General features: G+C 70.6%; 11 protein-coding genes. 9 read left to right on the plus strand and 2 right to left on the minus strand.

What is annotated here, in order from left to right; all coding sequences use genetic code 11:
• Positions 1-113: 113 nt before the first annotated feature.
• Entirely contained in the window at positions 114-1,598 is a 1,485-nt protein-coding gene (locus VH914_12940) for an ankyrin repeat domain-containing protein (protein HEX4492106.1), read from the plus strand.
• Here the strand turns inward: VH914_12940 and VH914_12945 are convergent.
• Both VH914_12945 and VH914_12950 read right to left on the minus strand, forming a co-directional pair.
• Complete coding sequence (locus VH914_12945; protein HEX4492107.1) at positions 1,595-2,293, minus strand: phytanoyl-CoA dioxygenase family protein; 699 nt, start codon at positions 2,291-2,293, stop codon at positions 1,595-1,597. The two genes, VH914_12940 and VH914_12945, sit on opposite strands and share 4 nt — an antisense overlap.
• On the minus strand, positions 2,290-3,807 hold the full coding sequence (locus VH914_12950; GenBank protein ID HEX4492108.1) for a N,N-dimethylformamidase beta subunit family domain-containing protein: 1,518 nt from the start codon (positions 3,805-3,807) through the stop codon (positions 2,290-2,292). The genes VH914_12945 and VH914_12950 overlap by 4 nt, the downstream gene beginning before the upstream one ends.
• Before the next feature lie 168 nt (positions 3,808-3,975).
• Between VH914_12950 and VH914_12955 the strand changes: the two genes are divergently transcribed.
• The 8 genes from VH914_12955 (at position 3,976) to VH914_12990 (ending at position 14,599) form a co-directional block, all read left to right on the plus strand.
• On the plus strand, positions 3,976-5,415 hold the full coding sequence (locus tag VH914_12955) for an FG-GAP repeat protein (protein ID HEX4492109.1): 1,440 nt from the start codon (positions 3,976-3,978) through the stop codon (positions 5,413-5,415).
• A gap of 11 nt (positions 5,416-5,426) precedes the next feature.
• Positions 5,427-6,113 carry a class I SAM-dependent methyltransferase gene (locus tag VH914_12960; protein ID HEX4492110.1) on the plus strand — a complete coding sequence of 229 codons (687 nt, stop codon included), beginning with the start codon at positions 5,427-5,429 and terminating at the stop codon, positions 6,111-6,113.
• Complete coding sequence (locus tag VH914_12965) at positions 6,110-7,228, plus strand: hypothetical protein (protein ID HEX4492111.1); 1,119 nt, start codon at positions 6,110-6,112, stop codon at positions 7,226-7,228. Before VH914_12960 ends, VH914_12965 begins: the two co-directional genes overlap by 4 nt.
• A 178-nt stretch (positions 7,229-7,406) precedes the next feature.
• Positions 7,407-8,306, plus strand: a complete 900-nt coding sequence (locus VH914_12970) for a glycosyltransferase family 2 protein (GenBank protein ID HEX4492112.1) — start codon at positions 7,407-7,409, stop codon at positions 8,304-8,306.
• Complete coding sequence (locus VH914_12975) at positions 8,303-10,552, plus strand: glycosyltransferase (GenBank protein ID HEX4492113.1); 2,250 nt, start codon at positions 8,303-8,305, stop codon at positions 10,550-10,552. Before VH914_12970 ends, VH914_12975 begins: the two co-directional genes overlap by 4 nt.
• A 3-nt stretch (positions 10,553-10,555) precedes the next feature.
• Entirely contained in the window at positions 10,556-11,371 is an 816-nt protein-coding gene (locus VH914_12980) for a polysaccharide deacetylase family protein (protein HEX4492114.1), read from the plus strand.
• Between the two features lie 13 nt (positions 11,372-11,384).
• Positions 11,385-12,710, plus strand: coding sequence for a hypothetical protein (locus VH914_12985; protein HEX4492115.1), 1,326 nt, complete (start codon positions 11,385-11,387; stop codon positions 12,708-12,710).
• On the plus strand, positions 12,707-14,599 hold the full coding sequence (locus VH914_12990) for a hypothetical protein (protein ID HEX4492116.1): 1,893 nt from the start codon (positions 12,707-12,709) through the stop codon (positions 14,597-14,599). Before VH914_12985 ends, VH914_12990 begins: the two co-directional genes overlap by 4 nt.
• Positions 14,600-16,098: the final 1,499 nt, after the last annotated feature.

Below are 16,098 nucleotides of genomic sequence, written 5' to 3' on the forward strand. Positions count from 1 at the left end.
TCCGGTCCGCGGGAAGGGCAGAGCCCACTCGAGCGAGTGCAAGACCTCTCGGTACGGCCGTGACCCTCCTTTCGGCCTGACGATGCGGACCGCAGGCGAGAGAGGAGGTCGCGATGCCGACCATTTCCCTGCCCGACCGTCCGGACCTCGGCCAGCTGCGCCGCCAGGCCCGGGAGCTCCAGCGCGCGGTGCGCGCCGGCGACACCGATGCGCTCGCCCACACGCGCGAGCACGCGGCACCCGTCGACGACCCGCCGCGCTTCCCGCTCGCAGCCGCGCAGCTCGTGATCGCGCGCCACTACGGGCACGCGAGCTGGCCGCGACTCGTCGCGTTCGTCGAGATGCTGACGCAGTACACGCGCGTTCCCGACGCGGTTCCCGCGCTCGACGATCCCGCCTCCGAGTTCCTGCGGCGCGCGTGCCTGCGCTACGCGGACGACTCACCCGACGACTGGAAGGTCGCGCGCGAGTTGCTCGCGACGCATCCGGAGATCGCGCGCTCGAGCATCCATCACGCGGCTGCGCTCGCCGATGGCGACGGCGTGCGCGCGTTCCTCGCGCGCGATCCGTCGCTCGCGCGGCGGGCCGGCGGTCCGTTCCGTTGGGAGCCGTTGTTCGTGCTCGCGTACTCGCGCGTCGATCCCGACGTCGCCGAGTCGGCGGTGCTCGACACCGCACGCGCCCTCCTGCAGCACGGTGCCGATCCGAATTCGGGCTATCTGTGGCACGGGTTGCGCACGCCCTTCACGGTGCTCACCGGCGGGTTCGGCGAGGGCGAGCTCGGACCCGTGCGGCAGCCGCGCCATCCGCACTCCCTCGCGCTCGCGCGCGTGCTGCTCGACGCGGGTGCGGATCCGAACGACGGTCAGGCGCTCTACAACCGGATGTTCGAGCCGGACGACTCTCACCTCGAGCTCCTGTTCGAGCACGGGCTCGGCCGGGGCGACGGTGGGCCGTGGAAGGCGCGACTGGGCGACGACCTCGACTCACCGCGCGCGATGGTGCAGGGGCAGCTCGCGTGGGCGGTCGCGCACGGCATGAACGCGCGCGTCGAGCTCATCGTCGAGCACGGCGGCGACATGTTCGCTCCGCTGCGCGACGGCCGGACCGCTTCCGAGGTCGCCGCGGCCGAGGGGAACCGCGCGCTCGTCGCGTTCTTCGAGGCGCGCGGCGCACGCTCGCCCGACCTCGATCCGGTCGACGCACTGATCGCGGGCGCGCTCGAGGGAGATCGCGAGACGGTCGACGCGGTGACCGCCGCGCACGCCGGCGTCGTCGACGCGGCACGCGCGCGCCGGCCTGCGTTGCTCGTGTGGGCCGTCGCGCAGCGGCGCGCTCCAGGCGTTGCACTGCTCGCCGACCTCGGCTTCGACGTGAACGCGCGCGGTCGCGGCGACATCGGCAGTGACGAGCCCTGGGAGACGCCGTTGCACCGCGCGGTCGCGAACGACGACCGAGAGATGGTCGAGCTCCTGCTCGCACTCGGCGCCGATCCCGACGCGCGCGACGAGCGCTTCGAGACCACTCCGCTCGGCTGGGCTCGCTACTTCGACAACGCCGGCCTCGAGGCCCGGCTCGCGCCGATCACGTCGGACTAGCGCCCATTCGCCCACGGCACGCCGGGTTGCGCGACGAAGCGCGGCTCGCGGCCGTGGTGGCGTTGCGCGGCGTGCACGAGGAACGGATGACACAGGTAGACGTCGCCGGCGCGGCCGGTCGCGAACGCGATCGGACGTGCGAGCGCGCGGGCGGGGAGCGGGAAGTCGAGGGACGCCACGCCCGCGTCGCCGAACGGCGCGAGCGCGTCGGGTACGTCGACGTGCGATCCGACTCGCAGTCGCGTCGGCGCGTCGTCGGGTCCCACGTCGGAGAGCAACACGAGCATGAGCAACGCGCGCCCGTCCGAGCGCGCGTTCAACCACCACCGACCATCGGGTCCGGCGTAGCTGCCGTCGACGTGCCAGCCGTCGTCATTGGGCGGACCGGCGATGGGGAAGCGCACCGCGACCGTGCCGCCGAGCCACGGTTCGGGTGCTGCGTCCCGCCCTGCCACTGCGTGGATCGCGTCGAGCCACCGCGGCGAGGCGACCGCCTCGCGGAACGGCTCGTCGAGCTGCGCACCGAGTCGCGCGACGGGTCGCGTCCAGGTGCTCGGATCGTCGGGTGACTCGTCGAGCTGCTCCCACAGACGCGCGCGGCAGCGCGCCGCGAGCTCGTGCGAGAAGGCCGCGTCGAGCCGAACGAATCCGTCGCGTCGGTAGGAGTCGAGCGGTTCGGAAGTGAGCGCGCTCACTCCGACAGTCGGTCGAGCACGTTGCGCGTGATCTGCTCGATCTGCGGATCGCGCGCCGCGAGCCCGTGCGCCCAGTCCGTCGATCCCGACGTCACGACCGTGCCGCCGCCGGGTGAGGTGTAGGTACCGAGCATCGCGTGACCGTGCGCGATGCGTTCGACCGCTTCGGTCTCGCGTGTCGCGAAGAGGCGCGCCGCGAGGAACTCGATCTCCGACGGCTCGTTCGGATGCGGCGGCCGCGTCGCGGTCGTGCGCGTGAAGTGCGCGGCCGGCGCGCTGCCGAGGATCTCGAAGTTCAAAGGCGTGCCGTCCGAACCCGTCGGATACGGCAGCCCGTCGCGCGTCGTGAAGTCGCAGCCGTCGCACTCGTAGCCGACGACGGTCGCGCCCGCACCCAGCACGTCGCCGTAGCCGATGCCCGTGTGCTCGAACATCCAGTGGTCCGGCCGGAACACCGTGTAGCCGCCGAGCCCGTTCGTCACCCGCTTGCCGATCCGGTGGTAGCCGCCGCGGGTGAAGCTCACGCCGGTCATGTGGTTCTCGGGTCGGCCGACGAGATGGTCGGACCAGATTGTTGTGAGATCCCGAACCCGATCGGTGTCGTATACAGGGTCGTGCTTGAACTGGCCCTTGTAGCCGACCATCGTCGCCGCGGGGCCGCCGTCGACGCGCCGTTCGAACCGCACCTGCCACAGCGACGTATTGCCCGAGAAGAACGCGACGCTGCCGCCCGACGCGATGAACGTCTCGACCGTGTCGCGCATCGGACCCGACCAGTACTCGTCGTGCCCGACCGACAGCATCAACCGATAGCCCGCAAGGAGCTCCGGATGTTCCTCGAGGTCCGCGTTGGTGGCGACGTCGATCGCGTACCCGGCGCGCTCGGCCCACGCGAGGAACGGGTGCTCCCAATCGGGCCAACCGGCCGAGCCCGCCCACTCCGACAGGTGGTTGAGGCGCACGTAGCCCACGTGCGCGGCCATCTGCGGGTCGGGCGGGTTCACGACCGTCACCCGGCGCCCCGCGCCGGGAGGCTTGAAGAGGTAGCCCGGCGCCATCGGCCGGTCGAGCGCGACCTGCGTCGCGCCGTTGTAGAGGTTGCGGCCTCCGAAATCGTTGTACGCGTGCCACGTGTTCGTGGCGAGCACGAGGAGGATGCGGGCCGCCGGCGTGCCGACGTCGGGCCGCACGACGAAGAACGCGCGGTCGCGGCGCGTCCGCCCGTCGGCGTCGATCTCGAGCAGCACCTCGTAGTAGCCCGAGCGCCACGACGGATCGACTCGGATCGTCGTCGCCGCCGGCCAGCCGCAGCCGGCCGTGGACGCGTCGGTCGGGGTCGGGTGCTCTGCCGCCGCGACGGCTGCGTCGCGGTGCACGACGGCCCGTTCGGCCCCGACGCGCGCCACCTCGACGGCGACCGGGCGGCCGCGCGCCGAGGACAGATGGAGGTCGACGTTCTCGCCGACCCTGACCACTTGAGGCCAGCAGTAGCCGGTTACGGTTTCCCTCGCCATCGTTCGGAGCCTAACGACGGGCGCTCCTCGCCACGAACGCGGATAGTGGTCAATCACTCGCTTTCTGTGTGCGAATTCGCTAGGCTTCAACGCTGGCTGGGACTGCAGTGGGCGATTCGCGGGGCAGAAGTGGCTGGTAGGCGAACCGGAAACGCGTGGGGACCGACGTTGGCGTGCGCCGTCGCGGCCGCGATCGCGCTCGCGGGCTGCGGCGGCTCGTCGCACCCGGGGTCCGACGGCCCGGCCACGACCCCCAAGACCCCCGGCGGCCCGACGACCACGGTGCCGAAGGGCCGGCCGCCGCAGCAGCTGCTCGCGAGCGACGGCAAGGCCGGCGACAACCTCGGCGGCGCGCAGGCCTACGACACCTTCTCCACACCCATCAAGCCCGTCTACTACGCGACCCCCGGCGAGGCCGCGATGTCGTCCGCCGGTGCCGTCGCCGCCATCGGGGCACCCGGGAACGCGGCCGGCGCCAAGACCGGGTCGGGCGCGGTCTACGTCGACGCGGGGAGCGCCGGTCATTGGGCGCAGACCGCCAAGCTCGTCGCGGCCGACGGCGCGAAGTACGACGCGCTCGGTTGGTCGGTTGCGATCTCGGGCGACGGGCACACGATCGTCGCGGGCGCGCCGTTCGGCGACGTCGGGGCGGCCGCCGACGAAGGCACGGCCTACGTGTTCAGTGATTCCGGCGGTCGTTGGGCGCAGGTCGCCAAGCTGCGCGGGCCCGACTCCGCCGCCTACGACGGGTTCGGCTGGTCGGTGGCGATCTCACGCGACGGCGCGCGCATCGTCGTCGGCGCGACGGGCCACGACGTCCTCGCCGTGAAGGACGCGGGCTCCGCGTACGTGTTCAACCGCGGCGCGAGCGCGACGCAGTGGACCGCGGCGCGCACGTTGATCGCCCGCACCCCGACCGCGAGCGCGGAGTTCGGCGGCGCCACTGCGCTCTCCGCGAACGGCTCCATCGCCGCGGTGACCGAGCTCACGCACTTCGACTCGCAGCACACGTTGCACTCGGGGTCGACGTCGGTGTTCGGCACGCACGACGCGTGGAAGACCGCGCAGACGCGCGCCGTCTTCGCGGATCCGAACCGCAACAAGAACGGTGACACCGACGCGTACGGCGTGAACGCGACGTTCTCCGACGACGGTCGCGTGCTCGCGATCGCGGCGCCCGACGTGAACGTCGGGGCCGCGAAGGGCGCCGGCGCGACGTACGTGTACCGCACGACCGGCGACTGGAGCGCCCCGGCGCAGAACACGACGCTCACGCTGCTGCCGACGAACGCGGCGCCGTTCCTCTACTACGGCTCGTCGGTCGCGTTGAGTGCCGACGGCTCCGAGCTCGTCATCGGCGTCGACGGCGCCGGTGTCGACGACCAGGGCGCGGCCGAGCTCGTGCACCTCGTCCCGGGCCAGCAGCCGACCGCCGCCGACCGCGTCACGATCGCGGCGCCGAACTCCACGAAAGGCCGCTTCGGTACCGCGATCGCCATGGACGGTGACGCGCACACCGCGGTCGGCACGTCGCCGTGGTTGAAGGTCGGCTCGGCCGACCAACGCGGCGCCGCCTACGTCATCGACCTGTCCGCCACTCGAGCCTGAACGGATCTGCAATGCCTTTCGACGCACGGATGCAATTTCGCCAGCTGCTCATCAAGGCCGGGAGCCGGCTGAGCAAGGAACGGCTCTACGACGCGAGCAACGTCCTCGGCGCGCTCACGATCGGGAACTGGGTCGCGCAGAACCCGCCCGCGGGTCGGCTCATCGTTCGTGAGGACAAGACCGACACGTACCGCGACGCGCTCGCGCGACTCACCACACCGAACCCGGTGTACCTCGAGTTCGGCGTGTGGGAGGGATGGTCGCTGCGCTGGTGGGTCGAGCACCTCGACCGGCCCGGCGCGCGCTTCGTCGGCTTCGACAGCTTCCAGGGACTGCCCGAGGAGTGGCGCCCCGACTATCCGCCGGGGTTCTTCAAGACCGCGGCGCCGCCGTCGATCACCGACCCGCGCGTCTCGTTCCAGGTCGGTTGGTTCAACGAGACGCTCGCCAACTTCGAGCTCCCCGCGCACGACCAGCTCTTCGTGAACATCGACTGCACGCTCTACTCGAGCACCGCGGCGGTGTTGGAGTGGCTCGAGCCGCACCTCAATCCCGGTGACCTCATCTACTTCGACGAGTTGCCGGAGTACGACCACGAGCTGCGCGCGTTCCTCGAGCACGCCGAACGAACGAAGCTGCGGCTCGTCCCGGTCTCGCAGGCCCGTGGCTACTACTGGCTGTTCCAGTACGCGACGTGACGACGAGTCCTGCCGATCGCGCACGGACGCGCACGGGGCGCCCAGCCCCGGCGACGGTCGTCGGGCTCGCGCTCTTGATCGCGCTCGGAGCGGCCTGCTCGACCGAGTCGGCGGCGGCACCGCCGCAGTCGACGACGTCGTCGTCGTCGACGACCACGACGACCGTCGCCCGTACGACGACATCGGCGCCCGTGGTGAACGCGGGTCTCGCGCCGCCGAAGGTGCCGCGCACCGGCGCCTACTTCGGCGCCTGGCGCGGCCCCGGTCCCGGGCGGCCCAACAGCAACCCGAAGCTCAACCTCCAGCAGGCCGAGCAGGCGATCGGACGCAAGTACGCGATCGACCACCAGTACTACCAGTGGGGCGATCCGATCCCGACGGCGTATCAGACGTGGACCGTCTCGCAACACCGCATCCCGATGCTGAGCCTGTGTGCGTGCCACTTCTCGGGCTCGGTCGTGTCGTGGGCGCGAATCGCGGCGGGCAAGGAAGACGCGTACCTCGTCTCGGTCGCGAGGGGCTTCGTCGCCCTGCACAGCCCGGCGTTCTTCGTGTTCGACGCGGAGCCCGAGACCAACGTGGGCGCCCGTGGCCCCGCGTCGGACTACGTCGCGGCCTTCCGTCACGTGGTCGCCGTGTTCCGAGCGCAGAAGGCGACGAACGTCGCGTTCGTGTGGGCGACGACCGCGTTCGCGTGGCAACCGGGCTCGGGCGAGACCTCGATCGTGAAGACCACGTATCCGGGCGACGCGTATGTGAACTGGATCGCTCTGGATCCGTACAACTTCGACGCGAACGGTGCGTGGCACACGCTCTCGTTCGAAGTCGATCCCTGGTACTCGTGGGCCAGATCGGCGCACGCAACGAAACCATTGATGCTCACCGAATGGGGATCCAAGGAGGATCCGAACGTGCCGACCCGGAAGGCGATCTGGTTCCGCGACGCGCTCACCGCGCTGTCGCAGAAGTACCGCGCCGTCCATGCGGTCGTCTACTTCGACGAGCGGAAGGTGGAGCACGGAACCATCAACGACTGGCGCATCGACACGAGCACACCCTCGTTGTCGGCGTTCGCGCAGATCGCGAAGGCGTCGTGGTTCGACGTCGCGTCATGACCGCGTTCCGTGTCGACGAAAAGTCTGAGAATGTCGGGCAGAAAAACGCGTTCAGTGGTGACTTGCGCGCGCTCAATGTGGTATTTTCACGGCCACAACGGGGTCGAGAAACGGCGCGGGGCGGCGCCAACCACGCTGAGCGGCTGGTGAGCGCCTACGCGCGGGCTGGGAGCAACGGATGGCACTCAGGGCAGAGGGGCTTGGCCTCGCGTACGCGCGGACCGCGGTCCATGCGGACGAGGTCGACATCGACCTGGTCGCCGAGGAGGCGATCGAGCAGAGTGTTGCGCGTGTGTCGGTCGTGATCCCGACCCTCAACGAAGAGCGCAACCTTCCGCACGTGCTCGAGCGGATCCCCGAATGGGTGGACGAGGTCCTCATCGTCGACGGTCTCTCGACCGACGACACGATCGCCGTCGCTCGGCGCTGCCGACCCGACGTCCGCGTCGTGCTCGAGTCGACGAGGGGCAAGGGTGCGGCACTGCGCGCCGGCTTCCGCGCCGCGACCGGTCACATCCTCGTGATGCTCGACGCCGACGGCTCCACCGATCCCCGTGAGATCCCGTCCTTCGTCGGTGCGTTGCTCGCCGGCCACGACATCGCCGTCGGCTCTCGCTTCGCGCAGGGTGGCGGCACCGCCGACATGGAGCGCCACCGCCAGCTCGGCAACTGGGTGCTCACGCGCCTGGTGCGCGCCGGCTTCCGCGGTCGCTACTCCGACCTCTGCTACGGCTACACCGCGTTCTGGAGCGACGTGCTGCCGTTCATCGACGGCGACTACACGGGATTCGAAGTCGAGACGCTCATCCACATCCGCGCGCTGCGTGCGTCGCTCAAGGTCGCCGAGGTCCCGAGCTACGAGTCGAAGCGCATCCACGGTGTGAGCAACCTGCGCACCGTTCAGGACGGCGCGCGCGTGTTGCGCTCGATCGTGACCGAGTGGATGCAGCACCGTCTCGGTACCGGCTCGCCGCAGCCGCTCGTCGTCGACCGCCTTCCCAACGCGCGTCCGAGCACGCCGCCGTTCAGCCACGAGGCCGGCGTCGACGTGAGAGAACGAAGGCGAGCCGCGCAATGAACGCGCGCCGCGGTGTCTCGGTCGTGGTGTGCTGCTACACCGAGGACCGCTGGGACGACATCTGCGGCGCACTCGGTTCGGTTCTGCCCCAGCTGCGTATCGACGACGAGCTCATCGTCGCGGTCGATCACGCACCCGAGCTGGCCGAACGCGTGCGCGCGTGGTTCCCGCACGCGGTCGTCGTCGAGAACACCGAGGCACGTGGTCTGTCGGGTGCGCGCAACACCGGCATCGCGGCGGCACGCGCGGAGATCGTCGCGTTCCTCGACGACGACGCGGTCGCGAACCCCGACTGGCTCGACCGGCTGCTCGAGCCCTACGACCGGCCCGACGTCGTCGCGGTCGGCGGGCGCGTCGTGCCGCGTTGGGACGCGGGTCGCCCTTCGTGGTTCCCCGAGGAGTTCGACTGGGTCGTCGGCTGCACCTACGCGGGGCATCCCGGTGAGGGCCCGATCCGCAATGTGATCGGGGCGAACATGTCGTTTCGCCGCGACACCTTCTCCGAGCTCGGCGGTTTCGACGACCGTGTCGGACGGGTCGGTGCGCTGCCGTCGGGCTGCGAGGAGACGGAGCTCTGCATCCGCGTCCAGCAGCGCCGTCCCGAATCGGTGATCTGGTACGCGCCGGATTCGATCGTGCACCATCGCGTCCGCCCCGAGCGGGCGACGCGCGCCTACTTCCGGCAGCGTTGCATCGCCGAGGGCGGCTCCAAGACGCGCGTCGCCAAGCTCGTCGGCGCGCGCGACGGTCTTTCCAGCGAGCGTTCGTACGCGACGCGCACGCTGCCGCTCGCCGCGGGCCGCGACCTGCGGCTCGCAATGAACGGCGGCGGACGCGGTGCGCTCGCTCGGGTCGGCGCGCGCGCCTCGGGTGTCGCGTTCACGAGCGCGGGCTTCGCGAAGACGCGCGTCGCGATGCGCCGGCCGCGCAAGGCCTCGGGCGAGGTACGACCCGACTACCGGCCTGCGCTCGTTGGCCACGTCGACCTCGCGTCGCCGGGTCCGCTCGAAGGCGCGACGAGCATCAGCGGCGCGCCGTACGGGCGCGCGTTCCTGCTCGTGCGCGACCACGGTCGGCCCTGCGGCATCCTCGAGGCCGAGCTGCCCGAGGGCGGGCTGAGCGAGCAGGACATCAAGGAACGACTGCGCGATGCGATCGAGCAGCGCGACGTCGTCGTGATGCCGCGCGACGAGGCGCCGGTGTCGATCTCGACGCCGTGGCTCTCGTCGAAGACGCCGCGGGTCACCGTCGTCGTCGCGACGTGCGGCCGCCCGCAGGAGTTGCGGCGCTGCGTCGAGTCGATCCTCGCGTGCGACTACCCGGACTTCGACGTGCTCATCGTCGACAACAGCCCGGACGCCGAGCAGCAGGGTCCACCGGAGCTTCCGTTCGCTCCCGGTCACCGCGTCTCGTGGACGTGGGAGTCGACGCCCGGGCTCGCGTGCGCGCACAACCGGGCGCTGCGCGAGGTGACCGCGCCCATCGTCGCGTTCACCGACGACGACGTCGTCGTCGACTCGCACTGGCTCTCGCGTCTCGTCGCCGGCTTCGGCGTCGCACCCGACGTCGGCTGCGTCACCGGCATGATCTTCCCGCTCGAGCTCGAGACCGGCGCGCAGGCGCTCGTCGAGCAGTCGGTCGGGTTCAACAAGGGCTTCGAGCAGCGCATCTTCCGCGACGACCGCTTCGCCGTCGACGACCCGCTGTTCCCGTACGCCGCGGGCCGGTTCGGTTCGGGTGCCAACATGGCGTTCCGCACCGAGGCGCTGCTCGCGGTCGGCGGCTTCGATCCTGCGCTCGGCACCGGCACGCGTGCCCGCGGCGGCGACGACCTCGCGGCCTTCTTCGACATCGTGAGCAGTGGGCACGCGCTCGTGTACGAGCCCGCGGCCGTGATCTTCCACGCGCACCGGCGCGACGCGGCCGCCCTCGGTCGCCAGGCGTTCGGCTACGGCGCCGGGCTCACCGCGTACCTGATGAAGACGCTGATGAACCGGCCGTCACGCGCGATCGACCTCGCCGGCCGCGTGCCGGCGGGCTTGCGGTACGCGCTCGGGAGCGATTCCGTGAAGAACGCGCGCCTTCCCGACGACTACTCGCGCCGACTCGTGCTGCGCGAGCGCGTGGGCATGCTCGCCGGTCCGATGCTCTACATCGCGAGCCGGCGGGCGACGCGGCACGTACGCCGCGCGCCGGGCACGGAGCAGAGTCGCCGCAGTCGCGTGCTCTCCGCGGCCGGGGAGTAACCGATGGCAGTGACCCGCACGGTCCCCGTCCTGCTCTATCACTCCGTGTGCACCGATCCCGCGCCGCTCATGCGCGAGTGGGCGATCACACCCGCGCGCTTCCGCGAGCACCTCGCGTTCCTGAACCAGCGCGGCTACACGACGATGACGGTGAGCGAGTACGTCGACATGCTCCGCTTCGACCTGCCGCTTCCCGAGCAGGTCGCGCTGGTGACGTTCGACGACGGCTTCGCCGATTTCGCGTCGTCGGCGGCGCCCGCGCTCGCCGACGCGGGCATCGCGAGCACGATCTACATCTCGACCGCGTACGTCGGCGGCCGGAGCTCGTGGCTCGGTTCCGACGGCGAGCAGCCGATGATGACGTGGGACGCGATCGAGAAGATCGCGGCGATGGGCGTCGAGATCGGCGCGCACGCGCACCACCACTGGGCGCTCGACGAGCTCGACGACGATTCCGCGGAGATGGAGATCGGGGTGAGCAAGAAGCTGCTCGATCGCCACCTCGGCCGCTCGGTCCGCTCGTTCGCCTACCCGCACGGCTACCACAGCCGCAAGATCCAGGCGATGGTGCACCGGGCCGGGTTCGACAACGCCTGTGGCGTGAAAGAGGCGCTCAGCGGGCCCGGTGACGACGAATTCGCCCTGGCCCGTATCATGCTGCGGGGCGACGCTTCCGTCGAGCAGTTGGATTCGCTGATGCGAGGTTCGAGTCGAGCACCCCGTCACGAGCGGCTGCAGACGAAGGCGTGGAGGGTCGCACGACGGACCCGCGCGCGCCTCGAGCTGCACAAGCACGCCGACGCGCTCGACTCGGCATGATCATCGCGGCGTCATGACCGCGGAATCCGTCGCGACCGTCACCGCGCAGGAACCGGCGCGCGCGCAGCGCCTCGTCGAGCACCTGCGCTCGCCGCTGCACCGCAACGGCTACGCGCTCGTGCTGTCGACGTTCTCCACGTCGGGCCTCGGCGCGCTCTACTGGGCGCTGGCCGCGCGTCGATTCTCGTTGCACGACGTCGGGATCGGCGGTTCCGTGATCGCGTCGATGCAGCTGCTGACGAACCTGTCGAGCCTCAACTTCACCGACGTGCTGAACCGCTTCGTCCCGGTGAGCGGCGCCGCGACCAAGCGGCTCGTGATGCTGTCGTACGCGGTCGCGGTCGGCCTCGGTCTGGTCACTGCGGCCGTGTTCCTCGCCGGGATCGGCATCTGGACGCCCCGCTTGCGGGAGACGATCCACGGCCCGGGGCTGTTCGCGATCTACGTCGTGTCGGTCCTGCTCTGGATCGTCTTCGTGCTCCAGGACGCGGTGCTGATCGGCGTCCGCCGCGCGTCGTACGTGCTGGTCGAGAACAGCAGCTACGGCGTGATGAAGATCGTGCTGTTGTTCCTGTTCGCCTCGATGATCCCGAAGTCGGCGATCTTCCTCTCGTGGACCGCCCCGCTGCTGCTCGTGGTGCCGGCCGTCACGCTGGTCCTGTTCGGCAAGCTCGTGCCCCGGCACGTCGAACGCACCCGGGAGATCGCGGAGCCGATCACCCGCAACATCATCGGCCGCTTCCTGATGGTCGACTACGTGTCGTCGATGCTGTGGACGGCCGCGATCGCGCTGACACCGATCATCGTGCTCGCGATCAGCGGCGCGAGCGCGAGCGGTTACGTGTACATCGCGTGGACGATCGCCTACACGCTCGTGCTCGTGAGCCGGAACATGGGCATGTCCCTCACGACCGAGGGTGCGCAGGAGCCCGAGCGGCTCTGGGAGCACACCCGCGCGACGCTCAAGGCGTCGTTCCGCATCATCGCCCCGCTCGCCGTGTTGCTCGTCGCGGGCGCGCCGCTCGTCCTCGCGGTGTTCGGTCACAAGTACGAAGCCGGTGCGGGCGTGCTGCGACTGTTCGCGCTGTCGACGATCCCTGCGATGATCCCGCTCACGTTCGTCACCGTCGCCCGGGTGCAGAAGCGACTCACCGCGATGCTCGTCGCGACCGCGTTCACGACCGTGCCGGTGCTCGTGCTCGCGCCGATCCTCATGCACCTCTGGGGCGTGATCGGCATGGGCTACGCGTGGCTGATCGTCCAGACCGCCGGCGCGATCGTCCTGCTGCTCGGTGAGCTGCGACCGCATCTGCGCGCCGCGCCGCCCGCGGTCTTGTGACCGCAACGCTCAACGCCGCGCCGGACGTCAAGCTCGACCTCGACCCCGGCTTCGAGCTCGACCTCGCGTTCGAGCCTCCGGGCCGCGCCGCGCGCGTCCCCGCACCGCGGCGCCGGCGGCTGCCGGCGTGGTGGCCGATGCTCACCCTGGGCGGAGCGATCGCGTTGTGGATCGTCACGCTGGTGAAGCTCGACCCCGCGAACGTCGGCGCGTACGGCCTCGTCGACGCGTTGCCGTGGACCTTCTACGCCGCGCTCGCGGTGATCACGGTCGGCTTCGTCACCGCACTGCACCGCGAGTCGAAGTTGCCCGTGATGCTCGCCCACATCGCGCTCGCGATCCTCGTGATCCACGCGACGCCCGCGCTCACGTACGGGGCGCTGCGCTACTCGTGGGCGTGGAAGCACGTCGGCATCGTCGACCTGCTGCACCGGCATCACGTGCTCGTGCCGTCGACGCCGGTGCTGCCGATCTATCAGCAATGGCCGGGCTTCTTCGGCGCCGCGACCGCGCTCACCGAGTCCGCGGGGCTCAAGAGCGCGCTGTCCTACGCCGCGTGGGCGCCGCCCGTCTTCGAGCTGCTCGACGCGTTGCTCCTCGCGGTCGTGCTGCGCGCGCTCACCGAGGACCGGCGCCGCATCGCGCTCGGCGTCTGGCTCTTCGTGATCGCGAACTGGGTCGGTCAGGACTACTTCGCGCCGCAGGCCTTCGGCTTCTTCCTCTTCCTCGTCGCCTTCGCGATCGTGCTGCGTTGGTACCGCCGCCCGGTCGCGGTCTCCGCCCGCCGCAAGGCCCGTCAGGCGCAGGGTGCGCTGAGCGAGCCCGCGACTCCCGAGGTTGCGCCGGCCCGGCTCGGACGTGCGGAGCGACGCACGGTCGGCGCGCTGTTCCTCGTGTTGATGGCGGCGACGGTCACGAGCCACCCGCTCACGCCGTTCGTGATCTGCGCGTGCCTCGCGCTGCTCATGTTCTTCCGCGTGCTCGACCGGCGCTGGCCGGTGATCGCGGCGTTCGGTCTCACCGGCATCTGGCTCGTGACGGGCGCGCGCTCGTACACGTTCGGCAATCTCTCCGCGTTGCTCTCGGGCTTCGGCGCGCTCAGCACCAATTTCAGCTCGAACCTCGCCAACCTGGGGCAGTTGAGCGCGGCGCAGCACCGCGTCGCCGACCTCGGCCGCCTCGTCGTCGGCGTGATGGCGCTACTCGCGATCGCGGGGCTCGTCCGTCGCCGCCGCCTGGGGCACGTCGACCGCGCCGCGCTGATCATGTGCATCGCGCCCGCCGCGATCCTCGCGGGCGGGAACTACGGCGGCGAGGCCATCTTCCGCGTCTACCTGTTCGCGCTGCCGTTCGCGGGGTTCCTCGCGGCGGGCTTCTTCTTCACCGAAGGAGGGTCGAAGGTCGGCTGGCGGACTCCGCTCGCGATCGTGCTGGTGAGCGGCGTCCTCATCGGCGGCTTCACGTTCGCGTACTACGGCAAGGAGACGTGGTCGTACTTCACGCCCGGCGAGGTGCGCGCGGCGACGATGGTCTCCGAGATCGCGCCGCCGGGTTCCCTGCTCGTCGACGGCACGCTGAGCTATCCGGTGCAGTTCGACAACGCCGAGCACTTCACGTACGTCACGCTCGGCACCGAGCCGCCACAGTCCGTCAACCAGGTGCTGCGCGACCCGGCCGGCGTGCTCCACGGCTGGCTCTCCGACACGCGCTATACGCAGGGCTATCTCATCATCACGAGGTCGCAGATCGCCGAGGTGGACTCCGTGGGTGGGCTGCCGCGTGGGTCGTTGCAACGGATCGAGCGATTGATCCTCGCGTCACATCAGTTCAAGGTGCTGTACCACGATGCCGACGCGCTCCTCGTGACGGTGCCGAGGACGGGCTCATGAGACGCGCCAACGTCCGTCGCGCGATCGTGCTGCTCTCCGTCGCCGCGTTCGCGCTCGCGGCCGCGCACGTCGGCCCGCCGGTCGCGTTCGTCGTCGTGATGCTGTTCCTCGCGTTCGGGCCGGGTACCGCGGTCGTCGCGGGGCTCGACCTGCCCGTGGGGCTCGAGATCGCGCTGACGATCGGCGCGAGCTTCGCGTTCGACGCGCTCGTCTCCGAGAGCCTTCTGTACCTGCACCTGTTCACCGGCGCGCGCGTGATCGGCGTGCTCGCGGTGATCACGGTCGGGGGCATCTGGCTGCGGCGGTCGGCGGCGCGCGATCGCGGGCCGGTGAGCGCGCCGATCGTGCTCGCGCCGGGTGGGGGCGTCACGCTCGACCGGTCGGTGCCGGTGCTGCTCGTCCGCATCGGCAAGTACCCCGTGTACCACGGCGGTGTGTGCGCAATCCGCACGTTCGGGCGCGCCGGTGTTCCCGTGCACGCGATCGTCGAAGATCGCTTCACGCCCGCCGCGATGTCGCGCTACCTCAACGACGCGATCGTGTGGCCGACGACGGCGAGTGAATCGGAGGAGTTCCTTCTCGAGGGACTCGCGCGCATCGGGAAGCGCCTCGGCGGTGGCGTGCTCGCCATCCCGACCGACGACGAGGCCGCGGTGTTCCTCGCCGAGCACGGCGACGTCCTGCGCGACTGGTTCCTCTATCCCGCGATCGAGCCCGACCTCCCCCGCCGGCTCGCGAGCAAGCGCGGGCTGTTCGCCGTGTGCCGCGAGCACGACATCCCGACACCCGACGCCGCCTTCCCGACGTCGATGGCCGAGGTCGAGGAATTCGCGGCGCGCGCGATGTTCCCGGTCGTCGTGAAGAACGTCGATCCCTTCGTGCGGCTCCAGAAGCGCGCGGTCGGCAGCACGACGATCGTGCAGACGCCGGAGCAGCTGCTCGAGATCGCGGCGAGCTTTCCCGACCCGACCACGGCGATGTTCCAGGAGTACCTGCCGCGCGAGGAAGCCGAGGACTGGATCTTCCACACCTACTGCGACGCGAGCTCACGCGCGCTCGTGCCGTTCACCGGTGTGAAGCTGCGCTCGTGGCCGCCCCACGCCGGGGTCACCACCTACGCGCGCATCGTGCCGAACGCCGAGCTCGAGGAGCTGTCGGCCCGGCTCTGCCGCGAGATCGGCTACCGCGGCGTCGTCGACCTCGACTGGCGCTTCGACCGGCGCGACGGTCAGTACAAGCTCGTCGACTTCAACCCGCGCATGGGTGCGCAGTTCAAGCTGTTCGAGACCGACGACGGAATCGACGTCCTGCGCGCGATGCACCTCGACCTCACGGGTCGCGCGGTCCCGTCGTCACCGCCCCGCTACGGCAAGGGCATCCGCATCGAGCACCTCGACATCCCGGCGAAGCTCGCGTACCGGCGCGGGGTCGCGACCTCGCCCGCCGGCGCGACCGCGGGTCCGCGCCCCGAACGTGCGTGGCGCGCGCTCGACGATCCG

Source organism: Acidimicrobiia bacterium, assembly GCA_036271555.1.
GTDB lineage: Bacteria > Actinomycetota > Acidimicrobiia > IMCC26256 > PALSA-610 > DATBAK01.